A 25,470-nucleotide genomic window follows, 5' to 3' on the forward strand; every position below is an offset into this window, starting at 1 on the left:
GTTGCCGAATTACGATGGGCCCGATGAAATTCCGTTCCGTGCACCGTCGTCGAGCGGGTCGTATTTCCGCAGTCGTGGTGACGGCGGTGGTGGCAGCCGGGTTGGTTGCCTGCACCCCCAAGCCGGAAGGTCCGTTGCCCGCCGCCGACCTGTTTGTCAGCTCGTTCGCGCAGCGCAAGTTCGACGCTGCGGCCGCCACTACCGATCAGGCCGACCGCGCCGAAGACGTGTTGAAAGCCACCTGGGACGAGTTGCAGGCCCAATCGATGACGGCCAGTGCGGAATCGGCTCACGTCAGCGGCGACACCGCGACGGTCGACTACACCTACGAGTGGCACCTACCGAAGAATCGAGTCTGGAAGTACACGGGCCAGCTGCAGATGGGCAGGCGGGACGGGGACTGGAAGGTCCGCTGGACGTCCACCGACGTGCATCCCAAACTCGGCGACACACAGAAGATGGCGCTGCGAACAACGGCCGCTCCGCGCGCCCGGGTGAACGAGCATTCCGGCTCCGACGTGCTGGTGCCCGGCGTCGTGCACCGCATCGCGCTCGACGCCGCAAAGGCGGGCAACGTCGTGCAGGTGGCGAACGCGCTCTCGGCGGCATTGCTGCGCTTCGATCCGACACTCACGGCTCAGTCGATCGTGGAATCGGCCACGGCCACCAAAGGCGACTATCCGGTTGCGACGCTGCGCCAGGACGACTTCGACCAGGTGCAGGCCCAGATCGCCGCGCTGCCCGGCGTGTCGTCGCAAGACGAAGCGGACCTGGTTGCCACCGACCGCTCGTTTGCGCCCGACCTGATCAGCCAGGTCAAGAAGACCGTGATCGAGGACGTCGACGGCAAGGCCGGCTGGAGTGTGGTGACGGTCAATGCCAACGGTGTCGACACCGATGTGTTGACCGAGACGCCGTCGCAGCCCGCGCCGTCGTTCTCGATCAGCCTCGACCGTCCGATCCAGGTTGCTGCGCAGGCTGCGGTCGATGCGCGGCCCGATCAGACGATGATGGTGGTGATCCAACCCTCGACCGGTGCGATTCTTGCCGTCGCGCAGAACAAGGCTGCCGACAAGGACGGACCGGTTGCCACGACCGGCCTGTACCCGCCCGGGTCGACGTTCAAGATGATCACGGCGGGCGCAGCGATCCAAGGCGGCATCGCCACGCCGGACTCGACTGTGCCGTGCCCCGGCCGAATCGAGATCGGCGAACGCAGCATTCCGAATTACGACGAGTTCTCGCTCGGCAACGTTCCGATGGCCACCGCGTTCGCCAAATCGTGCAACACGTCGTTCGCGAAGCTGGCGAGCGAGATGAAGCCGGATGCGTTGAACCTCGCGGCCTCGGAGTACGGCGTCGGCCCCGACTACGACGTCGTGGGAATCCCGACCGACTCGGGCTCTGTGCCGCCCGCCACCGACCTCGTTCAGCGCACCGAAGACGGGTTCGGTCAGGGCAAGGTGGTGGTCAGTCCGTTCGGCATGGCATTGGCCGCCGCGACCATCGCGCACGGTTCCGTTCCTACGCCCCAACTGATTTCGGGTCACCCCACCACGGTCAAAGGCGAGCGGCCGCCGATCACGCCTGCCATGGTCGACGGCCTGCGCGGGATGATGCGACTGGTGGTCACGAGCGGGACGGCAGAGCGGATCGCCGATCAAGGCGAGGTGTACGGCAAGACGGGTGAGGCAGAGGTGGACGGCGGTTCGCACGCGTGGTTTGTCGGCTACCGGGGTGACATCGCGTTCGCCACGCTGGTGGTGAAGGGCGGCAGTTCCGACAACGCCGTCGCCGTCACGCGAGATATGTTCGCTGCCTTGCCCGAGGGCTACTGATCGCCATACGCCACGCTTCTTCCGGCGAGCACTGCCGACTATTGGACAAACAAGGCTTCCGGTCCCAGGGTTGAACCCTATGGCGAATTACGAGAGTGCCAGAACACCCGAAGACCTCACCCGCTTGTTCGTGGAGCGCGCGAACGCAAACGACGCCGCCGGCATCGCGGCGTTGTACGAGGAGCAGGCGGTCATGGCGTACCCGACCGGCTCGCAGACGGTCGGTCGTGCGGCGATACAGGAGCTGTGGTCGCAGATCGTGACCAAGATGCCGCCGATCGAGCCGGAGCCGCCGCTGCCCACGCTGATCAGCGGTGACATCGCCTTGACCGCCACAGCTGCCAAGGACGGTACGGGCGCGCGAGCTCAGGTTGCGCGTCGCCAGCGCGACGGCAGCTGGTTGCGGCTGCTCGATCAGCCGGAGATCTCGTAGCCGTGCGGATCGCAGTGATCGGCGGGACCGGGCTTGTCGGATCGCACACGGTAGCGGCTGCACGCGCGGCCGGTCACGAACCGGTTGTGATTTCGAGATCGAACGGCGTCGACATCATCACAGGGGCAGGCCTGTCCGACGCGTTGGACGGCGTCGACGCCGTCGTCGATGTCAGCAATACGGCGGCGCGCGACATCGACGGCGCTCGCGACTTCTTCTCCACCGCGGCGACAAACGTCGCAGCCGCGGAGGCCACGGCAGGCGTGCGGCATCATGTGCTGCTCTCCATCGTCGGCGTCGACAAGGTGGCGAACAATGCGCACTACGTCGGCAAGGTGTGCCGGGAGGAACTCGCGCTGTCGTCTTCGGTACCAGCGACGGTGCTGCGGGCCACCCAGTTCCACGAGTTCGCGGGCATGGTTGTCAGGTGGACGCGCGAAAGTGACACAGCGACGATCGCACCCGTTCTGGTTCAGCCCGTCGCAGCCCGCGAGGTCGGCGAAGTCCTGGTGCAATTTGCCGCCGAAACGCCGACGGGCGGTCGCGTCGAACTGGCGGGGCCTGCGACGGAGGATCTCGTCGACATGGCCCGTCGCACCCTTGCCGTGCGCGGTGAGAACGTGCGATTGATACCTACCTGGCGGGGGCCGCTGAGCATCGAGATGGCAGGCGAGGTACTGCTGCCAGGGACTGGCGCGCGCCTGGGTTCGACGACGTTCGAGCAGTGGTTGGCTTCGGAGGATGCGCTCCGGTGATCACACCCGCCGCAGTGTTGCGGCGAGATGGTGCTGCAGCGGCTTGCCGACCGCACCCAGTTCCAGCGTGTACGTGAGTTCGTCGCCGAACACGCGGATCGTGCGGGTCAGCGCGGTCACATCTTTGGCGGTCGACGTGAGCCCGATGCCGGTGGAGCGGAGCTCGATGACGATGGCGTCGCCGTCGAATGCCGCTGTGCCCTCCTGGATCTCGGTGATGCCGGTGGGGTGTGCGAGCACCAATTCGAGCCTGCCCGGCGCCGGTGCCCGGAGGTATCCGGTCTCCGCGTGCAGGGGCCTAGCATCGTCGGACGCTCGGGTGCGTTGCCTGTAGGCAAGGAATGGTTTGCCGACATGGCCGAACGTGACTTCTTCGCTGTAGCCGAACGGTTCGATCGTCGGATACTCGCCGGCACCGGTGCCGGACCAGGTGCCGAGCAACGGTGCCAGGGGCATCAACGCGGGGTGTAAATCAGCCACCCGAACAGAATAGAACTCGATTCACCGCGCCTACCAAGGGTGGTGGAACGTGCACCCCGGGGGTCGGCGGGCCACCCCTGCGGTCGGTGTCGAAAGGTGTTCGGCTGCGGGATATTTGAACTCACCAGCCGACGAGCAGTAGTGAGGAACGAAATGCCCACAGCATTCGCATCGCCGACCGAATCCGCCCAAGCCATGTTGCGACCGGAACTGCTGGCCGCCGTGGCCGCCGCCCATCCCGGACTGGTCGCGGCATCGAGCGACGACACCGACCTCACCTACGGTGAACTCGACAGCTGGTCCAACCGGTTGGCGCGAGTCTTGATCGCCCGCGGCGCTCGCCCCGGCGTAAGCGTCGCAGTCGCCGTGTCGCGCACCGTCGAGTCCATCGTCGCTCGCTGGGCCGTCGCGAAGGTCGGTGCAACCGTTGCCCCGGCGGGCGAACCTGCGGCATTCGGTATCGCCGTCAAGAGCGATGCGGTGCGCTCGGCGGCGACCGTCGAGTGGCTCATGCTCGACGATCTGGCCACGATGCGTCACTACATGACGGTATCCGATGCGCCGGTCACAGATACCGACCGGTCCGCTCCTGCGCTGGTAGCCGCCTGATTTGCCGCTCTTTCCAGGTGTGAGTCAAGTCACATTCGAGTAGTGTGAGCATCCTTCCCGCCGCTTGCAGAGATTGGTGGCGCTGCCGATGATCGCGCCTGGAGTACGACCGTCCCGATCGACTACGCCGCGCGCAGGCGCCGAGTGAGGAAGCAATGCTCGAGCAATCCCTTGGTCCGGAGTCCACAACTTCCGCGCACGGCGTTCCCGCAGGAGCCTTTCCGCTCTCGGCGGCGCAGCGTGGAATCTGGTTCGCGCAGCACGTGGCGGGCGACGCCCCGATCTCCATCGCGCAGTACGTCGAGATCGACGGCGATCTGGACGTCGAGCTGCTCAAGGAGTCGTCACGAACGGCGGGGCGCGAATTCGGAACCGGGTTCTTGCGTTTGATCGATGTGGACGACCAACCGATGCAAGTGGTCGACAAGACGCTCGACGACGCCATCGAGTTCGTGGATCTGCGCGATGCGGCCGACCCCGTAGCGGCTGCGCATGCCTGGATGCGCGCCGAATACTCTGCGCCCCTGCACATGCGCAACGACAGGCTGGTGGCGGTCGCGGTGCTGCGACTGGCCGATCACCGCTACTTCTGGTATTCGCGCATCCACCACATCGTCCTCGACGGCTTCGGTGCGATGACGATGCTGAAGCGCGCTGCCGACCTGTACAACGCTGCGGTGCACGGTACGGCGCCGGGACCCGCCACGGCCGACGATCTGACCAAGATCGTCGATGCGGACAGCGCATACCGGTCGTCGGACCGGTTCGGCGCAGATCGCGAGTACTGGCGCGAACACCTTGCGGGAATGGCGGATTCGGTCAGTCTGGCCGGCCGAACGGCCGACGTCGACGCGCATCCGCGGGTGGTGACGGGGGAGTTGCCCAGCGAAACCGCCGCACTGTTGGATTGGGTGGCGAAAGCGCAGTCGTCGAGCGTTGCGCCGATCGTCGTTGCGGCTTTCGGCGCCTACCTGGGGCGCATGACCGGCGCACCCGAAGTGATGCTGAGCCTGCCGGTTTCGGCCCGCACCACCGCCGTCATGCGCCGCTCGGGCGGCATGATCGCGAACGTGGTGCCGCTGCGGCTCACCCTCGGAATCGACACCACCATCGGCGATCTGATCGCCACAGCGCAGAGCGAGCTGACAGGTGCGTTGCGTCGGCAGCGCTATCGGCAGGAAGACATCTTCCGCGACCTCGGCTGGGCGATGGACGAGGCGGCATCGTTCGGGCCATCGGTGAACCTGATGATGATGGATACGCGAGTCGAGTTGGGGCCCATCACCGGTCGGCTGCACGTCCTCACCTCCGGGCTCATCGAGGATCTGTTTCTCAACCTCTATCCGGGTGTGGGCGGCGACAGCACCCATATCGACTTCCAAGCCAATCCGAATCTTTACACCGAAGCCGAATTGACCGGGCACTACCACCGTTTCCTGCGCTTTCTGCACCGTTTCCTCGCAGTGGGAACCGAGACCACGCAGGCGACGTTGGAAATTCTCACCGAGTCGGAACTGGAGCGGCTGCGGCCGGTCCGTGGGCCCGCGAGCGAGGCGGCGCGCACGTTCACCGAAATCCTCGCCGCCGGTGTTGCCGTCGATCCGAGTGCGATCGCCGTGCGCTGTGGCGCGACCGCAGTGACCTATCGGGAACTGGACGAGCGATCCAATCGCATTGCGCGAGTGCTGATCGCGCAGGGCATCGGCCCGGAGCAGACCGTGGCGATCGCGATTCCGCGCTCCCTGGAATCTGTATCGGCGATGTGGGCGGTCGCCAAGACCGGAGCCGCGTTCGTGCCGGTCGATCCGAAATATCCGGCGGACCGCATTCAACACATGATCCGCGACAGCGGCGCCGGGGCAGGTATCGCTCTGCGTTCTGAGGGCTTGCCGGGCGCGATCTCATGGTTGCAACTCGACGATCCACGAATCGAGAATCAGTCACCGGACGCAATCGTCGACAGCGAGCGCACGGCACCGCAATACCTCGATCAGACTGCGTACATCATCTACACCTCAGGGTCGACGGGTCTGCCCAAGGGCGTGCTCGTGAGCCATCGCGGGCTGGCGAATCTGGTCGCCGCCGCCCGCGAAACCTTGGGCGTGACAGCGGAATCGACGGTGGCGCACGCGGTGTCACCGAGCTTCGATGCCTCCATCGAGGAACTGCTCGTGACGTTCGCAACCGGTGCGACGCTGGCTGTCGTCCCACCGTCGGCTTTCGGCGGCGAAGAGATGGCAGCCGTCCTCTCGGCACACCGGGTGACGCACCTCGACGTTACTCCCGCCGTCGTGGCATCGATGGACCCGACGCATGTTCCCGAATTGCGGACGATCGTGGTCGGTGGCGACGTCTGCCCGCCCGACCTGATCGCGAAGTGGTCCGATCGGACGCTGATCAACAGCTACGGCCCCACCGAAGCGACGGTAACGGCCACTTTCACCGGCCCGATGTCGCCGACCGGGCCGGTGTCGATCGGCACAGTGGTGCGCGGTGCATCCGCCGTCGTACTCGACGCGTGGCTGCGGCCCGTGCCGATCGGTGGAACGGGTGAGCTGTATCTGGCAGGCCCGGGACTGGCTCGCGGATACCACAATCGGGTGGGACAGACCTCGGATCGCTTCGTCGCCAACCCGTTCGGGGCACCCGGCGATCGGATGTACCGCACCGGTGATCTGGTCCGATGGAACGACGACGCCGGATCGCTCTGGCTCGAATACCTGGGCCGCAGCGACTTCCAGGTGAAGGTGCGCGGCTACCGTATAGAACTCGGCGAGATCGATGCGGCACTCCAACGGCATGCCGAAGTGGACTTCGCGCTGACGATCGGTGCCAAGACACCGGCGGGCGCAACCGCATTGGTGTCCTACATTCACGGCGAGGCGGGTGTTGCGCCGGAACAGGTGAAGGCCTTCATCGCCGAGTTCCTGCCCGCCTACATGGTGCCGACCTCGATCATGGTGCTGGACTCGATCCCGCTCACTCCGGTCGGCAAAGTGGATCGAAAGGCCTTGCCGGATCCTGAGTTCGGCACCCGCACCATCGCGGGACGCGCGCCCTCCACCCCTCAGGAGAAGCTGCTCGCAGGATTGTTCGCCGAGGTGCTCGGCCTCGAGTCGGTGGGAGTGGACGAAAGCTTCTTCGCATTGGGCGGCGACAGCATCGTCTCGATTCAACTGGTCTCGCGAGCGAAGGCTGCCGGTCTCGCGTTCTCGGCGCGGGATGTGTTCGAGCGCAAAACGATTGCCGGACTTGCCGCGGTTGCAGCATCGACGGACACTGTCGACGAGCTGCTCGAGTTGCCAGGTGGGGGAGTCGGTGCCGTACCGCTCACACCGATCGTCGCTGACATGGTGATGCGCGGGTCGCACAACGACCGGTTCGCGCAGGCAGTTCTGGTCGCGGTGCCGGCCGACCTGTCGCGCGAACATCTGGTCGCAGCGGCGCAAGCCGTCATCGACCACCACGACATGCTGCGTGCACGGCTGACGGCCGACGGGATCGTCGTTCCCGCAGCCGGATCGGTCGATGCCGAACAACTCGTCGATCACGTTCGTGCCGACGGCGATGCTGCGATCGAGGCGGAACTGCAGCGCGCAGCGGATCGGCTCGACCCTGCTGCCGGGATACTCGCTCGTTGGGTGTGGATCGAGCGCGACGGCGCCGACGGTGCGCTGTGGATAGTTCTGCACCACTTGGCTGTCGACGGCGTGTCGTGGCGAATTCTGCTGCCGGACTTCGTGACCGCGTGGTCCCAGGCTGTCAGCAATGCGCCGACGGCATTGGCGCCGGTTGCGACGTCGTTTCGGCGCTGGGCACACGGTCAGGTCGAACAGGCGCAGAGTGCTGCGCGGGTTGCGGAGTTGCCCACGTGGGAGCGCATTCTGCAGACCGTCGACCAGCCCCTGGGAGCTCGAGCCATCGACCCGACCGTCGACGTGGTTGCCACGATGGCTCGGATCGAAACGACGGTCCCAGAAGAAATTGCGGGCACCCTGCTCGCCACTGTGCCGGACCGATTCCATTGTGGTGCAGACGACGGGTTGCTGACAGGCTTGGCAATGGCGGTTGCCAGCTGGCGCCGTCGGCGAGGAGTCGACCAGCCCGCAACACTGATCACCTTGGAGGGCCACGGTCGTGAGGCCGCGGTCGTGCCCCTCGCCGACATCGGCCGCACGGTCGGTTGGTTCACGAGTGTTTACCCGATGGCTCTCGATCTCGCCGCCATCGACCTCGACGACGCGTTTGCCGGTGGGCCCGGCGCGGGCGCGGCCATCAAGGCCGTCAAAGAGCAATTGCGTGCTGTTCCGGATCGTGGAGTCGGCTATGGCATGCTGCGCCACCTCAACGGCGACACCGGCCCGACTCTCGCCGCTGCCGGCGCCCCGCAGATCAGCTTCAACTACCTGGGCCGCACCGGAACCGGTGGTGCGGAGGGGTTGTGGCTGCCGCAGCGATTCGCTTCGACCCAGGACGATCGCACGGCTCTGCCCGCCGTGATCGATATCAACGGCATCGCGGAGGACACGGCAGACGGTGTGCGCCTGGCGATGACGTGGGCGTACGCGTCCGAGTTGCTCGCCGAATCGGACGTCGTCGAGCTCGCGGAGTTGTGGGGCTCGGCACTGCGAGCGCTCGCCGAGCATGCGCGCTCCGACGGTGCGGGTGGCCGCACACCGTCCGACTTCGAGTTGGCGCCGACGACCCAGGTTCAGATCGACCTGTGGGAGCGCCGATACCCGACGATGCTGGACGTATGGCCGTTGTCGCCGTTGCAGTTCGGGCTGCTGTTCCACGCGCTGTACGACACGGATACCGCCGACGGCTACACGGTGCAGGCGATTCTCACCTTGGCGGGCACAGTCGACGCCACCCGTCTCCGCACAGCGGCGCAGGGGCTGGTGGATCGGCACGAGAATCTCCGCGTCGGTTTCGTCGAAACCGACGACGGTCCTCGCCAGATCGTCGTGCGAGATGCCGAGATCGGCTGGCAGGAGATCGATCTGACCGGCGGTGCCGACAGATCCGAACAGGACGAATTGGACCGGGTGATTGCCGCCGATGCGGCGACGCGATTCGATCTGACGCAACCGCCGCTGTTGCGGTTCACGCTGATTCGGACCGGCGTCGATGCGTATCGCCTGGTGATGACCAATCACCACATCGTGCTCGACGGCTGGTCGACTCCGCTGTTGGTCCGAGAGTTGTTGTTGCTCTACATCACTGCGGGTGATGCGACATCGCTGCCACCGGCACGCTCGTATCGTGACTTTCTGGCGTGGCTCGGTCGGCAGGACACCGCCGCGTCCAAGGCTGCCTGGGCGACGTCGCTGGCGGGCATCGATTCGGCGACCCGAGTGGTCGAATCGCTGGCAAAGATCCAATCGACGCGGACCGGTCAGATCAGTGTCGAGCTGTCCGCCGCAACGCTGGCATCGTTGCGCAACCTGTCCCGCCGAACGGGCGCCACCGTCAACACCGCGGTGCAGGCGGCGTGGGCGTTGTTGCTGGCGACCATGACCGGACGCACGGACGTGGTGTTCGGTGGCACCGTCTCCGGCAGGCCGCCGCAACTACCCGGTGTCGAAGACATGCTGGGTCTGTTCATCAACACACTGCCGGTTCGAGTTTCGCTGAATCCCGGCGAATCGGTCGCCGAGCTGCTGACGCGGATCCAGACCGAGCAGGCAGCGCTACTCGATCATCAGCACGTGGGGCTCGCCGACATTCACCAGGCGGTCGGGGTTGCGGAGCTGTTCGACACGCTGACGGTGTTCGAGTCGTACCCGGTGGATCGGGAAGCGTTGGCGCAGACGCTCGACATCGCGGGCATGCGCATCGTGGATTTCGAAGGGACGGATGCGACCCCGTATCCGTTGAACCTGATGGTGATTCCCGACGGTGACGCGATTGCGGTGAACCTGAAATACCTGGCGGACGAACTCGACGACGCCGCCGCGCGCACCCTGCTGGATCGGTTCGTTCGGCTGCTCGATCGTGTCGCCGACGATCCGACGGTGCGGGTGGCATCCCTGCAGTCCTGCGATGACGCCGAACGCGCGGTGCTCGCACCGGTGTCCGGGCCTGCGGCAGTGGAGGTGTCGACGCTGGGCGGGTTGCTTTCGGCGTCGGCGGCCGTGGCGGGCGACGCCATCGCGGTATCGGCGACCGACACCGTGCTCACCTATCGCGAGCTGGACGACTGGTCCAATCGGCTGGCGCGGGTACTGCTTCGGCACGGGGCGGGCCCGGAGAAGTTCGTTGCTCTCGCCCTGTCGCGCTCGGTCGAATCGGTGGTGGCGGTGTGGGCAGTCTCGAAGACCGGTGCGGCATTCGTTCCGATGGACCCGAATCATCCGCCCGAGCGCATCGAACACATGGCATCCGATTCGAGGACGCAGATCGGCGTCACCACAACGTCATTGGGCACCAACCTGCCCGCGACCATCGATTGGCTGCTACTCGACGATCTCAACACCATTCGCAAGACGATGACGGTCTCCGCCGCCCCGATCACCGACGACGACCGTGGTGCGCCGATTCATATCGACCAGATCGCGTACCTGATCTACACATCGGGCTCGACGGGCAAGCCGAAGGCCGTGTTGCTGAGTCACCGCGGAATGGCAAACCTGGTTGCGGCGCAGCGTGAATCGCTTGGTGTCGACGCCGACTCACGAGTGCTGTTGGTTGCATCACCGAGCTTCGACGCGTCCGTCTTCGAGCTGCTGATGGCGCACGGTTCCGGTGGCCGCGTCGTGGTCGCCCCGCCGGAGGTGTTCGCGGGCCCGGCGCTACACGATCTGCTGGTCGCCGAGGAGGTGTCGCATGCGGTGATCACGCCGTCGGCGGTATCGACCATGGAACCTGCGGGTCTGCAGGCACTCCGAGTCCTTGCGGTCGCGGGTGAGGCGGCCAGCGCAGAGCTGGTGGAGCGTTGGTCGGTGGGTCGCAAGCTGGTGAACCTGTACGGCCCCACCGAGTTCAGCATTTGGGCAACGGGAACGGGACAGCTCGCCGCAGACAGGCTGGTGACGATCGGCGGCCCGATCCGCGGTGCGTCGACCATGGTTCTCGACACCTGGTTGCGCCCGGTACCGATGGGCATCTCCGGCGAGCTCTATCTGGCCGGGCCAGGCGTGTCACGCGGTTACTACAACCGTACGGCGATGAACGCCGCACGTTTCATCGCGGATCCGTTCGGCCGGCCGGGGGAGCGGATGTACCGCACCGGTGACATGGTGCGATGGGTGGTTGGTGAATCGGGCACGCCCGAGCTGGAGTATTTGGGCCGCAGTGATTTTCAGGTCAAGATCCGCGGTCTGCGTATCGAACTGGGCGAGATCGACACCGTGCTGTCGCAGGACGAGTCGGTGGAATACGCCGCAACGATCGGCCGCGACGGCCCCGCCGGTGCAACGGTGCTGGTGGCTTACGTTCTGCCGACGCCGGGTGTCACGCTCGACACCGAACGACTTCGCGAGCAGGTCGCGGCGGTCCTGCCGGGATACATGGTGCCTGCCTACATCGTGGTGCTCGACGAAATCCCGTTGACGCCCGTCGGCAAGTTGGATCGCAAAGCGCTTCCCACACCGGACTTCTCGGACTCCGGGCACGCCTATCTGGCGCCGCGCACCGAAACCGAACACATCATCGCCGCGATCTTCGGCGAGATCGTCGGCCGCGATCACGTCAGCATCGATCAGTCGTTCTTCGACCTCGGCGGCAACTCGCTCCTGGCGACTCGGGTGATATCCCGAATCAATGCGGCATTCTCGTCGGCCGATGTCGAATCGACGGTGGCGCTGCGCGATCTGTTCGACGCACCGACCACCGCCCAACTTGCTGCCCGGGTGTCGCGGTCGGACATCACCGCGATCCGACCGGCGTTGATCGCCGGGACACGTCCGGCTCGGGTGCCGCTCTCGTCGGCACAAAAGCGGATGTGGGTGCTCAATCAGCTCGATACCGGGTCGGACGCGTACAACATCGCAGTGGCCCTTCGGCTGACAGGCGAGCTGGACGTGTCTGCGTTGCGCGCAGCCGTCGGCGACGTCGTGGCGCGCCACGAGACACTGCGGACGATCTTTCCCGCGGATGCCGAAGGGCCCCAACAGGTCATCGTCGATGCTGCGAGCGCCTCGGTGGCGGTCACCGAGGGTGCAGCGGCCGGCGACGAACTGTATCGGTCGATCCTGCAGCTGACCACCGCCGGATTCGATCTGGCACGCGAAACACCGCTGCGGGTCGGTGTGTTCGAAGTCTCGCATGCCGAGCACGTCGTGGTGATGGTGGTGCATCACATCAGTGCCGACGGATTCTCGATGGGACCACTCACCCGGGACGTGATGATCGCCTATGCGGCCCGGATCGCGGGCACCGATCCCGGTTGGTCGCCGCTTGCGGTGCAGTACGCCGACTTCGCGTTGTGGCAAGACGATCTGCTGGGTACCGACGACGATCCCGACTCGTTGCTGTCACGCCAGATCGCTTACTGGCGAGCGGCGTTGGCGGGGATGCCGGAAGAGATCGGTCTTCCCGTCGATCGCCCGCGCGGGTTGGTCCCGGCCAACCACGGGCGAACCACGAAGTTCGCCATCGACGGCGCCCTTGCCGCAGGCCTGACCGATTTGGCGCGCAGCAGAAACGCATCGTTGTTCATGGCGGTGCACACCACGCTGGCCGTTGTGCTCGCCCGACTGAGCGGTGCCGGCGACATTGCGCTCGGCACCCCGGTCGCGGGCCGTGGCGAGGCGGCACTCGACGACATCGTCGGAATGTTCGTCAACACCCTGGTGCTGCGGACGGGGATCGATCCCGACGAGCAGTTCGTGGACCTCTTGGATCGAGTGCGGCGCAACGACCTCGACGCTTTCGAGCACGCGGACGTTCCGTTCGAGCGGCTCCTGGAGATGATCGACCCGGTGCGTTCGCCCGCACGCCACCCCCTCTTCCAGGTGATGTTCGCGTTCCAAAATCTTGGGCTCGGTGCTGTCGAGCTCCCCGGCCTCACCGTCGAACCCCTCGATCCTGGTTCGGATACCGCGAAATTCGATCTGGAGATCATCGTGACACCCGGTGCTGCGGCACAGGGCATGTCTGTCGACATCACCTACGCCACCGATCTTTTCGACGATGCGACCGTCTCGGCGCTGATCCAGCGGTGGCTGCGAATCATGCACGCGGTTGTCGCGGATCCGGCGGTGGCCGTCGGTGCGATCGAACTTCTCGATCCGGCCGAGCGTGCCGACCTGACATCCCGCAGCGGATCGGCTGGCGAACCGGTCGAGCTACTCGGCGACCTCTTGACCGCGGCCGCCGTCGCGAATCCCGACGGAACGGCGATCGTGTCGGCCGGGAAGTCCGTCACCTATGCGCAGCTGAATGCAGATGCCGAACACGTGGCTCGCCTGCTGATCCAACGCGGCGTCGGACCCGAAGACATTGTTGCCGTGGGTATTCGGCGGTCGATGGAGTCCGTGCTCGCAGTATGGGCCGTCGCCAAGACCGGTGCCGCTTTCCTGCCGATCGACCCCAATTACCCTGCCGATCGCATCGAACACATGTTGGCCGATTCCGGTACCCGGATCGGCCTCACGGTGGCGTCGGCACGACAAGACTTGCCGGACACGGTGGACTGGATCGTGCTGGACGACAATGCGATCAAGGGCGCCCCCGCGGCACCGTCTACTGCACAGGATCGACTCCGGCCGGTTCGGCCGGCGCATCCCGCCTACGTCATCTACACGTCCGGGTCGACGGGAAAGCCGAAGGGTGTGGTGGTCACCCACGCGGGGATCGCGAATCTTGCTGCGGAACAACGGGAACGCTTCGAGGTCACCTCGGGGTCACGAACGCTTGCCTTCGCGTCTCCGAGTTTTGACGCATCCGTGCTGGAATTGTTGCTGGCGGCGTGTGCGAGCGCGACCATGGTCATCGCACCGACGACCGTCTACGGGGGCACCGACCTGGCAGAGCTGCTGCGCCGCGAAAAAGTGACACATGCCTTCGTGACTCCTGCTGCGCTGGCGACCGTCGAGCCTGCCGGACTCGACGATCTGGAGATGGTCCTGGTCGGCGGCGAGGCGTGCTCTGCCGAACTTGTCACCAAATGGGCGGGCACCGATCCCGCGGGCCGACGTCGATTCTTCAACGGCTACGGGCCCACCGAGGCAACGGTGGCCACCAACATCTGCGGCCCGATCGCGGCGCACGACCGCGTCACCATCGGCGGACCGATTCGAGGCACCAGGTCGGCGGTGCTCGACTCGCGTTTGCGCCCGGTCCCTGTCGGGGTCGCAGGCGAGCTCTATCTGTCCGGAGACGCGCTCGCGCGCGGCTATCGCCATCGGCCTGGTTTGAGTGCGGACCGGTTCGTCGCCGATCCATACGGCCCTACCGGGGCGCGAATGTATCGGACCGGCGACGTGGTGCGCTGGACGCGCGACGGGGACATCGAGTACCTGGGGCGCAGCGACTTTCAGGTCAAGATCCGCGGATTCCGTATCGAACTCGGCGAGATCGATGCGGTCCTGTCCGCCTACGACGGCGTCGATTTCGCCGCGACCATCGGCTCGGATGCCCGTCCTGGTGGCACCGCGCTGGTGTCCTACGTGGTCGGTGCACCGGGCCGGACGCTCGACCACGCAGAGTTGATCGCGTTCGCAGGCTCCCGACTGCCGTCGTACATGGTGCCCGCCTCGATCATGGTGCTCGATGCGGTGCCGCTGACTCCGGTGGGCAAACTCGACCGTGCCGCGCTGCCGGCACCGGTGTTCGCCGCCAAGGAGTTTCGGGCACCGACCAACCTCGTCGAAACCGGCGTCGCCGCGGTGTTCGCGACGGCGTTCGGCCTCGATCGGGTCGGCCTCGACGACGATTTCTTCGAACTCGGCGGCAACTCACTGATCGCAACCAGGGTGGTCAACGATCTTCGCCGCACGCTCGGCCGTGACATCGAGATGATGTGGATCTTCGCGGATTCGACCGTCGTCGCGTTCGCGGCGCGGATCGAAGCTGCTCCTGTCGCGAGCACGACGGATCGAGTTGCCGACCCGTTGGCCGTGCTGCTGCCGATCCGGGCCGTCGGTGACCTGCCGCCGCTGTTCTGCATTCATCCCGCGTCCGGCTTGGCGTGGTCGTACGGCGGGCTTGCGCAATTGCTGGAACCCGGCAGACCGATCTACGGGGTGCAGTCACCCGAACTCGGCAGCGACGAGCCCGCTCCGCGCACCATCGAGAGCTTTGCGGATCGGTATGCCGACGAAATTCGGTCGGTCCAACCGCACGGGCCGTACCACCTGCTGGGTTGGTCACTCGGTGGATTCATCGCGCACGCGGTGGCGGCTAGGCTCCAGGCCAGCGGTGAGCGGGTGGACCTGCTTGCTGTGCTCGACGCCGATCTGGCCTCCCGCGATCTGGAACCGGCGCAACCGCTCACGCCTGGCGAATTCGTGGGTGAGTTCGGATCGATCTTCGGTGTCGACGATGTTCCGCAACAGCTGACCGCGGAAGGTGCCGCGGCACTGATTCGGGAGCGGCTGGGAGTCGATTCGATCGGTGCCGAGCACGTCGTCCGGCTGACGTCGTCGTACAACAATTCGCTGCGCATTCTCGAGGGCTATCGACCGCCCGTGTTCGAGGGTGATCTGTTGCTGTTCACCGCGATCGACGGAAAGGACGACCCGGCGAGCGTCGCGGCCGGGTGGACACCGTTCGTGAACGGTCGAGTCGAGAACGTCGATGTCGATGCCGCACACGACGACATGACCGCTCCCGCAGTTCTTCCCACGATCGCTCGGGTTCTCGATATGCGGCTCGGCGCACCCACTCCCTCGACAGCCCTTCCCGCTCACTGAAACTCGAAAAGGAGTCCCGATGGGCACCAGTGAACCAGCCATCGTCGTCGATGGGTTGCAAAAGTCGTTCGGCGACACCGTTGCGTTGCGAGACGTGACTTTTCACGTCGGAGCCGGGGAAGTCCTCGGCTTGTTGGGCCCCAACGGCGCAGGCAAGACGACGACGGTCAACATCTTGTCGACACTCGTCCGACCCGACGGCGGACACGCCAGTGTTGCCGGCTACGACGTCGATTCGGAGGCGGCATCTGTGCGCCGCTCGATCATGTTGACGGGCCAGTACGCCGCACTCGACGACATGTTGACCGGCCGCGAAAACCTCGTGATGTTCGGTCGACTGCTCGGGCTGCGCAAGGGCGTGGCCATGGAGCGCGCCACGGCACTGATCGGCGAATTCGATCTGGTCGCCGCTGCCGATCGTCGGGTGTCCACGTACTCGGGCGGCATGCGGCGGCGAATCGACATTGCGTGCGGGCTCGTGGTTCGTCCGGAGGTGGTATTCCTGGACGAACCGACAACCGGCCTCGACCCCAGAAGTAGGCAAGGCGTGTGGGATCTGGTGGCCGGTTTCAAGAAACAAGGCATCACCACGTTGCTCACCACGCAGTATCTCGAAGAAGCGGATGCGTTGAGTGATCGGATCGTGGTGATCGATCACGGCACGGTCATCGCCGAGGGCACGGCGGACGAACTGAAGGCGCGCACCGGCGGAAGCTATTGCGAGGTGGTCCCTTTGAACATGCGCGATATCCCCGCGATCGTCGCCGCGCTCGGAAATCTCCTGCCGCCAGACTTCCGTGGCGCCATCAGCGGAGAGTCGGATCGGGTCGCCGTTCCCGCCCCCGACGGCGCGAAGACGCTCGCCGAAGCGCTGCGCCGCCTGGATAGCGCAAACATCGACCTCGTCGACATCGCGCTGCGGCGGCCGTCGCTCGACGATGTCTTCCTGTCTCTGACCGGACATTCCACAGCACCGGGGGAGGCGTCGTGACGGCACAGACGCTCGAACCCAGACCCACTGTGCTGCAACAGTGGTGGGTGCTGTCCACCCGGCTGATCGCACCGTCGTTTCGCAGCGGCGAGGCGGTTACGTCGGTGCTGGCACCCGTCGTGTTCACGGTCGGTTTCTACACGCCGTTGAACGCGGTGATGAGCTTCTTCGGACACGGCCTGAGCAGCTACGCGCAATTCCTGATGCCGCTGATCGTGTTGCAGGCGTTGGCTTTCACCTCGATCTCCGCCGCGTTTCGGTCGGCAACCGATGCCGTCGAAGGAATAAACAAGCGGTTCGGATCGATGCCGATCGGTCCATTGGTGCCGCTCGCGGCGCGGATGACGGCAACGCTGTTTCGGTTCGTGGTCTCGTTCGCAGCGGCGATCGTCTGCGGGTACGTCATCGGATTCCGGTTCTCCGCGGGCACCCTGCACACGATCGGATTCATCGCCTTCGCGTTGCTCATCGCGGTCGCGCTGTCGGTCGCGGCGGATGTACTCGGCGCGTTGTCCAGCAGCCCGGAAGCGACCACGCAGGCCCTGATGTTGCCGCAGCTGATCCTCGGCATGCTGTCGGTGGGATTCGCACCGGCGAGCCAGTTTCCGAGTTGGGCGCAATGGTTCGTTCGCAACCAACCCGTGTCGCAGTTCGTGTACGGGCTGCGCGCGCTGGCGGGGGACACGACCGGCGGCGCGGGTTCGGTGACGTGGTCGTTGATGGGCCCGCCGCTCGCGTGGGCAGTCCTGTTGATCGCCGTGTTCGTTCCACTGTCCATGCGATTGAGCGCGAGGAGGCCCTGATGGACGCCATGATCACGCCGACGCGACCCGCGACCGACGCGACTTTCCCAACGCGGCGGGGTGGCACATCGGAGACGTCGGCGCGCTCGCTGATCGGGCACACCCTCGTTCAGGTGCAGCGCCTGCTACTGCGCTGGACCCGTGATCCGATGACGTTGATGCAGGCGTTGCTGTTCCCGGCCCTGCTGCTGGTGATGTTGAATACCGTTCTTGGGCGCCAGATCTCGGCGTTCGCGGGTCACAGTGCGCTCTACGGCACGGTGCCGATGACGGCGCTTGTCGGCGTGATGTCCGGTTCAGTGGCGGGCGCGGTGACGATGGGTCGTGAACGTGACGCCGGCCTGCTGGCGCGCTTCTGGGTGCTGCCGGTGCACCGTGCGTCGGGATTGGTCTCGAGGATCGTGGCGGAAGCGGTGCGCATTCTGGCGTGCACCGTGGTGATCGTGGGTGTGGGCTACGTGATGGGCTTCCGATTCGATCAGGGCGTACATGCCGCACTGGCCTTCCTCGCCATTCCGCTGATGTACGGTCTGGCCTTCGCGACGATGGTGACCGCTGTCGCTCTGTTTACCGCGAAAGCAACACTGGTCGAGGCGATCTCGCTGGGAAGTTCGCTGCTGATGTTCTTCAGCACCGGATTCGTTCCCCTGGCAGCCTATCCGCCGTGGGCGAGTCCGATCGTTGCTCATCAGCCGCTGACCTGCGCGACGGACGCTATGCGTGCGCTGGCCCTCGGTGGCGACGTGTCCGGCCCGTTGATCGCGACGACCGCGTGGTCGGTAGGCGCGATCGTCGTCTTCGCCGTACCTGCCGCGATCGGATACAGGCGAGCAAGCCGCCGCTGAACTGTGCGTTAAGAGCGCGACCTCTAACCTCAACTGCCCCAATAGTTTCAGGAGTTTCTTGTCGGAGGGTCTCGATACAATTCGGGCATGGGGTTAGGGGAGATTCTCGAGGAGATCAGGTCGGTGAGCCGCGAGTCGTGGCAGCTGACCGACGACGCGTTGGCGTCGTCTCTCGTCGAGGTGTGCTCAGCGATTCATGGTCTCGAAGCGTTGCGGTATCGGTTGATCAGCGACATGGGCGAGCGCGGTGCGGTGCCGTCCGGGTACACCAGTGTCGCGGCGTGGTTGGCGTGCAGCACCTCTTTGAACACCCGTGAGGCGGTTCGGATCGAACGGCGTGCGGACGCGTTGCGTTCCAGTCCGGAGGTGCGGGCGGCGTTCGAAGGCGGCGATATCTGCGCCGATCATGCGGCGATGGTGATCAATTTCATGGAACGACCCCCGGCGGCGATGCCTGCCGAGGCGGCACCCGCCGCGCTGAAGTTTCTGTTGGATGCTGCGAAGGATCGGGATACTCGGGTGCTGCGCGGTGCGGTCGCGAAGTTGAAGCAGGTCTTCGAAACCGATGATCCGCCACCGGCCGAGGATGTCGATCGCAACGAGTTCTTCGCCTCTCCCACCAGCAACGGGCGGGTTCTGCTCAAGGGTGATGTGGATGCCGAGACCGGGGAGATGCTGCTCTCCGCGTTGTCGCCGTTGTCGAAGCCACGACCCGACTCCGATGCCGAACCCGACCGACGCACCCCAGCCCAACGCCGCGCGGACGCGTTCACCGAAGTATTACGCCGCTACCACGATGCCGCGTGCGGACCCGACGAAGGCAACGAACGCCCACACCTACACGTCCACATCAACGCCAACGATCTCGTCGACAAGTCCGGCTCAGGCAAGCCGGCCGCGGATCGTGGCGCCTACCAGGAGATGTTCGCCGCCACCGATGTCGGCTGGACGCCGTGGATGGGCCCCTTGTCCGTCGACACGGTTCGCCGGTTGGCGTGTGACTGCACCCTGTCCCCGATTTTGTTGGACGAGAACGGCACCCCGATCGATCTCGGCAGAACCACCAAAGTGATTTCGCGGAAACTGCGGCGGGCGTTGGTGGCTCGGGATCACGGGTGCGCCTTTCCGGGCTGCGGGCGGCCCCCGTCGTGGTGCGACGGGCATCATGTCAAACACTGGGCAGATGGCGGACCCACAGATCTGGATAATCTGGTCCTGCTCTGCCGGTTTCACCACCGGATGATTCATCACAGCGGCTGGCAAGTTGTCATGGGCGAGGACCGTCACCCGTGGTTCATCCCGCCCGTGCAACGTGACCGATTCCGAGAACCCATACCCGCCAACAACCGCGGGGCGCCCGTCCCCGCGTAAACACCGGCACACAACCTCAGAGCACGGCTCCGCATCGGTCACCGATGCGGAGCCGTTCTGCGCCTATGGTGTCTGGCTCGAGGTGTCAGACCTATACGCACAGTTCAGTGGGTGACCAGCTTGGTCAACAGCGCGTTCAGATCGTCGACACCGTCGGCGCCGATCAGGCGTTCGACATCACCGTTGACGACGTCGAAAAAGCCTCGCGCCGAATCCAATTTGTCGATTCCGGCAGCGCTGAGGGTGATGCGATAGGCGCGGCGATCCTGCGTGTTGCGAACCCGCACGAGCAGACCCGCGGTATCGAGTTCGTCGACCATGCCCAGCACCACCGGTGCGCTGATCTGCATATGGTTCGCAACGTCCTGCTGAGTGCATTCACCGAGTTCGTCGATCGCGGTGAGCACGCCGAAGTACCGCGGCTCCAATCCGATCGGTGCCAGGGCGGCGGTGCCGACATCACGGTGATGCTGGTGCACACGAGTGACAAGAAATGCTGTGCACGAACCTATCTCGGGGATCTCGGCGAGCGACGGATCCGGGAGCAACGCGACGAGTAGACGTTCCAATCGTCGCGCCTCCTTGCGGGTCAACGCCGCTGTGAGTTCGGCGTCGGCTCGAGCAAGGTCCCGGCGGACAGTCGGCAGTGCTTTTCTGCCGGTGTCGGTGAGGGCGAGTGCGTAGGCCCGCCGGTCCGACTCGTCGCGTCGACGCTCGACCAGGTGCGCCGCCTCGAGGTCGTCTACCAGCTTCACAACGAGAGTGCGGTTGATGTGTAGCAGCGCCGCGATCTGCTGCTGCGACGTCGCACCCCGATGGGCGAGGACGCCCAGCGCGGCGGCATCGCGGGGACTCTTTGTGGGAGGCAACGATTCGCGCGCAACCTCCACGGCCAGGTTGTGCGCGCGCCGCAAGAGATAGCCGGTGTAGTCCGACAGTGGCTGGGCGCCCGGATTGCGAGAGTTCATCGTCGGTTCACGATATCAGCAGGCGACGTGAAGGTTTGGCAATTGATCGTTACAACTATTGATAGTTATGCGCATTGCATATACCGTCGATTGCGGGGCCGAACGAACGGAGTGGGTGTCATGCGAATCGTGGTCTTCGGTGCGACAGGTAAGACAGGACGATTGGTTCTCTCGAAGGGTGTGGAACGCAAACACGAGATGGTGGCGTTCGCTCGCACACCGGCGTCGCTCGACGGGTTGCGTGACCGGGTGACCGTCGTCGAAGGCGACGGGACCGATGCCGGTGCCGTCGGTCGGGCAGTGGTCGGAGCGGATGCGGTGATCGTCTCTGTGACGTCTCGCGGAAGCAGCGAACCCGTGGTCGCGCAGATCACCGGGAACGTGGTCGACGCCGCGGTGGCATGCGGGGTCGACCGGCTGGTAATCGTCGGCGCCTACGGAATGGTGGCCTCGCGTCCGGTCGTGATCGCGTCCGTGGTGCGCACGATCTTCGCGAAGACATTCGCCGACCAGGCCGAGGCGGAAGAACTTTTGTTGGCAAGCACTCTCGATTGGACCGTGGTTCGACCCACCAGGCTCACCGACGGTGCGCCGAGTTCAACGTTCCGATCGAGCATCGATCCGATCATGCGCGGGCCGTTCTCGGTATCGCGATCCGACGTCGCCGCTGTGTTGCTGGACGTCGTCGAGTCCCATGACCATCGCGGTGCGTACATCAACGTCTCCGGATGAATACGACGAAAGGAAGAACCATGTCAGCCAGCGCAAGTGCTCACAACGAGAGAGGCCCCGCAGGCACACTCGTCATGCGGCTCTACGACGAAGCGCTCAACGGAAGCGACTACGCCACTGTTGTCGACGAGGTGGTCGGGTCTGATGTGATCGTGCACGAGCTCGATGGCGATCGTCATGGGCGCGATGCGGTTGCGTCGACCATGCGAACCCTGCACAGTGCCTTCACCCAAATGCATTTCGACGTTCATGACCTGATCGAGGCCGACGACAAGGTAGTGGTGCGGTGGCGGATGGTCGGCACCCACACAGGTGAGTTCGCTCGATTCGCCGCAACCGGCAAAGAGATCGAGCAACGTGCGATCGTGATCTATGCCGTCCGCGACGGTGTCGTGGTCGCGGTCTGGCCGATGATCGATCGACTCGGCATGGCTCGGCAGCTGCAGGCGGCCGGCCGATGAGTCCGAGTCCGATGTTGTTGGGAATTCACGTGACCCTGGCTTTGGGGCTGACCGTTCTGGTCGGAGTCCAGAGCGTGGAGCTGGGGAGAATCCGGCGACCGGACGCCGCTCACGATCTACGGCCCCTGACGCGTGCGATTGCGACCGTGCCCTTTCTCGTTGTGCTGGTCGGTATCACCGGCGGCATGCTGATCGGCGACGGCTCGCGCGGAGGACCTTGGATCGGAGCCGGCGTGTTCTCGGCGGTCGCCATCGCGGCCACCGCAGGGTGGACCCGTCGAGCGATTCGCCGGCCGACTGAACTGAGTGAGCGTGCGCGGGCGGGGGTCTCGGGCGTGCAGTGGGGGATCCCGGCTGTGACGCTCGCGGCAGCATTCCTGATGGCGGATCGTCCGCAGAATCCGATCGGTGCCGTCGTTCCGGTGGTGCTCGCCACGCTGGTGGCTGTTGTGGCGGCGATGTCAGCGCAGCGCGGCGCGTCCGCGAATACGGCCGACCAGCACTAGCGCAACAAGCGTGACCAGCAGCAACAGGGTGGTATCAGCGGCGGCAAGGAACACCTGACCACGATCGGTCAGCCCGAAGATGCTTACGGGCAACGTCTTCCACGTCGCTGGATACACCATCACTGTCGCTCCGAGCTCGCCCATCGACAGTGCGATCGCCAAACCGGCGGCCGCCCCCAGTGCAGGCAAGAGCAATGGCAGGGTGATTCGAGTCAGAACTCGGAACGGCCCGGCTCCCAACGATTCGGCTGCCTGCCGGTAGGCGGGATCGAGTCGGACCAATGCCGCGGACACAGCACTGAATGCGAACGCCAGCACCAACACCGAATGCGCCAGAATGACAATCCATTTGGTGCCGCCGAGCAGGATCGGCTGCGAGTTGAACGCGATGAGCAGTCCGAGTCCGATCGCGACAGACGGCACGGCGATCGGCAGGTGGAACACCGCATCGGTGATGCGGCCGAGCCACGGCGGGGCCTCTTTCGCGGCCAGGGCGGCCCACGTTCCGACAACCAATGCAATCCCACCGCCGATCAGCGCTGTCTGCAAACTCACTGTCAGGCTTGCAACGTTGTCGCCGGACAACGCGTCGTTGATATGTCCGAGTCCGAGGTCCGATGGCACTGGTCCGGTCCACGAACCGGCCAGCGCAGCGGCAACCACCGTTGCGATCGGCGCGACGAAGACCACCACGACGACCAGTCCGAACACCGCCAACAGTGCGGCGCGGCTAGATCGGCTCCACAACAGCATCGTTACCTCCTCGGCCACGATCGATCATGTGAGAGAACACCATTCGGTACAGCGCGTACAACGCCAGCGACAGCACCACCTGCACGGTTGCGATGACGGCAGCTCCCGGCAGATCGAAGGTCACGATGCCGCGGGTGTAAATCAACACCGGCAGGGTCACCACATCCTTTGCGCCGGTGAACAACACGATGCCGAATTCGTTGAGGGTGAGCAGCAGGACGAGGCTGCCGCCTGCCATCAGGCCGGGCCACGCCTCCGGCAGCACGACTTGCCGCAGTACCCGCAGCGGTGATGCCCCCAAGCTCGCCGCCACGTCGAGCTGTTCGCGCGGCAACTGCGAGAACGCTGCCAGCAACGGCCTGACCACGAACGGTGTGAAGAAGGTGATCTCGGCGGCGATCACACCGGCGGGCGTATTCAGGAAGTCGATCAGTGGCGTGTCTCGGCCGGTCACGTCCATGATCAGTGCGTTGACAGCGCCCGCCGTTCCATACAGGAACGTGAAGGACAGCGTGATCAGAAACGACGGCAACGCGAGGATCGTGTCGATCAACCTGCCGACCACGCTGGAACCTGGAAATGGGGCGAACGCAAGCACGATCGCGACGAAGGTGCCGAGCAGCAGGCAGCCCGCAGTCGAGCACACCGCGATCGAGACCGTCCGCCACAACGCGTTTCGAAAGAGCTCGGAACCGAGGACGGCGGACCATGTACCTGTTCCCCGGCTGCCGTCCGACTGCGTGACGGACTCCGTGAGCACCCGCACCACCGGATACACCGCGAAGAGAAGCACGGCGATCAGCGGTGGAGCGGTCCACAGCGCGCCACCCCAACGGTGTTGCGGTGGCCGAGCCACGGGAAGAGCGGGCGACGGCCGCTCCAGCACGGATGTCACCGTGCGCCCTCCGGTGCTTCGATCAGCACGCCGGCTTGCTCCGGAAAGTGCAGGCCCACTGCATGACCGGAATCGAACTGCGCCTGACCGGCTACGTCGACCTCGATCGGCGAATCGGGAAGTCCATCGACCGCGAGCGTCAGTCGCGTCGACGCTCCCCGCCACACATTGGACGTCACATTGGCGCGCAACGCATCCCGCTCCGATGTGGCAACGATCTGCAGAGTGTGCGGGCGAACGCAGAGCAGGGCTGCCGAACCAGGTGCCCAATCGACCTTGCCGATGGCGGGCTGCGGCGCCTCGGCGTTGAGAGTCGACTGACCGACCGTCACCAGCGCCGAGGTGCCGATCACCCGGTTCACGGTGCACGGGATCAGATTGGCGCCGCCGAGGAATGCTGCCGTGAAGCTCGACGGCGGTCGCTTCCAGAGGTTCTCGGCGGTATCGATGTCGACCAACCGTGCGTCCCGCATGACCGCGATGCGATCCGCCAATGCCAACGCTTCGGACTGATCGTGAGTGACGTACAGCATCGCCGTATCGGGCAACGCATCACGCAGCCGCTGCAGCTCGCCCAACATCGCCTGTCGCAGTTGGGCATCCAAGGCGGCGAGGGGTTCGTCGAGCAGCAACACCTTCGGTCGAATGGCCAAGGCGCGGGCAATCGCCACCCGTTGTTGCTGACCGCCGGACAGCTCGCGGGGCAGCCGAGCCGCGTAGCCGGACATCCCGACCATCTCCAGGGCTTCGGCCACTCGGGGACCGACGTCGTTGCGCGGCACCCGATGCGACTTCAACCCGAACGCGACGTTGTCTCGTACTCGCATGTGCGGAAACAACGCATACGACTGGACGACTACCCCGATTCCCCGCTTCGCAGGCGGAAGATCGGTGACGTCGGTGCCGCCGAGGCGCACTGTTCCTGATGCGGGCCGGACGAACCCTGCCAAGGCTTTCAACGCCGTCGACTTGCCGGACCCGCTCGGTCCCAGTAACGCGACCGTCTCGCCTGGCGCGACGCGAAGGTTGAAGTCGCTCAATGCATCCGTTGCCTTCTTGCCTCGGCCGTAGGTAACGCGAACCCGATCGAAGGTGATGGCAGGCGCGGAGTAGTCGACAGCTCCGTGTACATCGGTGGCTGCGCGGCGCTTGGTCAGGTCGACGTCGGCCAT

The 25,470-nt window shown here is 65.3% G+C and carries 17 protein-coding genes; 12 read left to right on the plus strand and 5 right to left on the minus strand.

The window, feature by feature from the left end:
* Nucleotides 1-23 precede the first annotated feature (23 nt).
* From FOY51_RS07365 to FOY51_RS07375, 3 genes are all read left to right on the plus strand, one after another.
* The gene (locus tag FOY51_RS07365; protein ID WP_149429586.1) at nucleotides 24-1,838 is read left to right on the plus strand and encodes a penicillin-binding transpeptidase domain-containing protein; all 1,815 of its coding nucleotides are present in this window, start codon (nucleotides 24-26) and stop codon (nucleotides 1,836-1,838) included.
* 79 nt (nucleotides 1,839-1,917) lie between these two features.
* Nucleotides 1,918-2,271, plus strand: a complete 354-nt coding sequence (locus FOY51_RS07370) for a YybH family protein (RefSeq protein WP_149429587.1) — start codon at nucleotides 1,918-1,920, stop codon at nucleotides 2,269-2,271.
* A 2-nt stretch (nucleotides 2,272-2,273) separates the two neighbouring features.
* A complete protein-coding gene (locus tag FOY51_RS07375; RefSeq protein ID WP_149429588.1) occupies nucleotides 2,274-3,026 on the plus strand; it encodes an SDR family oxidoreductase in 753 nt (250 codons plus the stop codon).
* Here FOY51_RS07375 and FOY51_RS07380 read toward each other — a convergent pair whose 3' ends face one another.
* On the minus strand, nucleotides 3,027-3,506 hold the full coding sequence (locus FOY51_RS07380; protein ID WP_149429589.1) for a peroxynitrite isomerase: 480 nt from the start codon (nucleotides 3,504-3,506) through the stop codon (nucleotides 3,027-3,029).
* Between the two features lie 153 nt (nucleotides 3,507-3,659).
* On the opposite strand from FOY51_RS07380, the gene FOY51_RS07385 reads away from it, so the two are divergent.
* The 6 genes from FOY51_RS07385 to FOY51_RS07410 all read left to right on the plus strand — a co-directional run bounded on the left by FOY51_RS07385 (nucleotide 3,660) and on the right by FOY51_RS07410 (nucleotide 19,983).
* Entirely contained in the window at nucleotides 3,660-4,115 is a 456-nt protein-coding gene (locus FOY51_RS07385) for an AMP-binding protein (protein ID WP_149429590.1), read from the plus strand.
* Between the two features lie 155 nt (nucleotides 4,116-4,270).
* Nucleotides 4,271-15,973 (plus strand): non-ribosomal peptide synthetase, encoded by an 11,703-nt coding sequence (locus FOY51_RS07390; RefSeq protein ID WP_149429591.1) that lies wholly within the window; start codon nucleotides 4,271-4,273, stop codon nucleotides 15,971-15,973.
* A gap of 19 nt (nucleotides 15,974-15,992) precedes the next feature.
* Nucleotides 15,993-16,964 (plus strand): ATP-binding cassette domain-containing protein, encoded by a 972-nt coding sequence (locus FOY51_RS07395; RefSeq protein WP_149429592.1) that lies wholly within the window; start codon nucleotides 15,993-15,995, stop codon nucleotides 16,962-16,964.
* Nucleotides 16,961-17,767, plus strand: coding sequence for an ABC transporter permease (locus tag FOY51_RS07400; RefSeq protein ID WP_149429593.1), 807 nt, complete (start codon nucleotides 16,961-16,963; stop codon nucleotides 17,765-17,767). The genes FOY51_RS07395 and FOY51_RS07400 overlap by 4 nt, the downstream gene beginning before the upstream one ends.
* Nucleotides 17,768-17,775: 8 nt before the next feature.
* Nucleotides 17,776-18,612, plus strand: a complete 837-nt coding sequence (locus FOY51_RS07405; protein ID WP_149430009.1) for an ABC transporter permease — start codon at nucleotides 17,776-17,778, stop codon at nucleotides 18,610-18,612.
* 87 nt (nucleotides 18,613-18,699) lie between these two features.
* Nucleotides 18,700-19,983 (plus strand): HNH endonuclease signature motif containing protein, encoded by a 1,284-nt coding sequence (locus tag FOY51_RS07410; protein WP_149429594.1) that lies wholly within the window; start codon nucleotides 18,700-18,702, stop codon nucleotides 19,981-19,983.
* Nucleotides 19,984-20,087: 104 nt separating this feature from the next.
* On the opposite strand, the gene FOY51_RS07415 is transcribed toward FOY51_RS07410, so the two are convergent.
* On the minus strand, nucleotides 20,088-20,951 hold the full coding sequence (locus tag FOY51_RS07415; RefSeq protein WP_149429595.1) for a MarR family winged helix-turn-helix transcriptional regulator: 864 nt from the start codon (nucleotides 20,949-20,951) through the stop codon (nucleotides 20,088-20,090).
* Nucleotides 20,952-21,071: 120 nt separating this feature from the next.
* Here FOY51_RS07415 and FOY51_RS07420 point away from each other — a divergent pair, with 120 nt between their 5' ends.
* From FOY51_RS07420 to FOY51_RS07430, 3 genes are read left to right on the plus strand one after another with little or no spacing between them, the layout of a single operon-like run.
* On the plus strand, nucleotides 21,072-21,683 hold the full coding sequence (locus tag FOY51_RS07420) for an NAD(P)-dependent oxidoreductase (RefSeq protein WP_187776229.1): 612 nt from the start codon (nucleotides 21,072-21,074) through the stop codon (nucleotides 21,681-21,683).
* A 20-nt stretch (nucleotides 21,684-21,703) separates the two neighbouring features.
* On the plus strand, nucleotides 21,704-22,144 hold the full coding sequence (locus FOY51_RS07425) for an ester cyclase (protein ID WP_187776230.1): 441 nt from the start codon (nucleotides 21,704-21,706) through the stop codon (nucleotides 22,142-22,144).
* A complete protein-coding gene (locus tag FOY51_RS07430) occupies nucleotides 22,141-22,650 on the plus strand; it encodes a hypothetical protein (protein ID WP_149429598.1) in 510 nt (169 codons plus the stop codon). Before FOY51_RS07425 ends, FOY51_RS07430 begins: the two co-directional genes overlap by 4 nt.
* Here FOY51_RS07430 and FOY51_RS07435 read toward each other — a convergent pair.
* Genes FOY51_RS07435 through FOY51_RS07445 form a run of 3 tightly spaced genes read right to left on the minus strand, consistent with a single transcriptional unit; the run spans nucleotide 22,606 to nucleotide 25,470 of the window.
* Nucleotides 22,606-23,403 carry an ABC transporter permease gene (locus FOY51_RS07435; RefSeq protein WP_149429599.1) on the minus strand — a complete coding sequence of 266 codons (798 nt, stop codon included), beginning with the start codon at nucleotides 23,401-23,403 and terminating at the stop codon, nucleotides 22,606-22,608. The genes FOY51_RS07430 and FOY51_RS07435 overlap by 45 nt on opposite strands.
* Nucleotides 23,381-24,298 (minus strand): 2-aminoethylphosphonate ABC transporter permease subunit, encoded by a 918-nt coding sequence (locus FOY51_RS07440; RefSeq protein WP_149429600.1) that lies wholly within the window; start codon nucleotides 24,296-24,298, stop codon nucleotides 23,381-23,383. Before FOY51_RS07440 ends, FOY51_RS07435 begins: the two co-directional genes overlap by 23 nt.
* Nucleotides 24,295-25,470: an ABC transporter ATP-binding protein gene (locus FOY51_RS07445; protein ID WP_149429601.1), complete on the minus strand. Its 1,176-nt coding sequence runs from the start codon at nucleotides 25,468-25,470 to the stop codon at nucleotides 24,295-24,297. The genes FOY51_RS07440 and FOY51_RS07445 overlap by 4 nt, the downstream gene beginning before the upstream one ends.

The sequence above is a fragment of the Antrihabitans cavernicola genome, assembly GCF_008297975.1.
In the GTDB taxonomy this organism is placed as follows: domain Bacteria; phylum Actinomycetota; class Actinomycetes; order Mycobacteriales; family Mycobacteriaceae; genus Antrihabitans; species Antrihabitans cavernicola.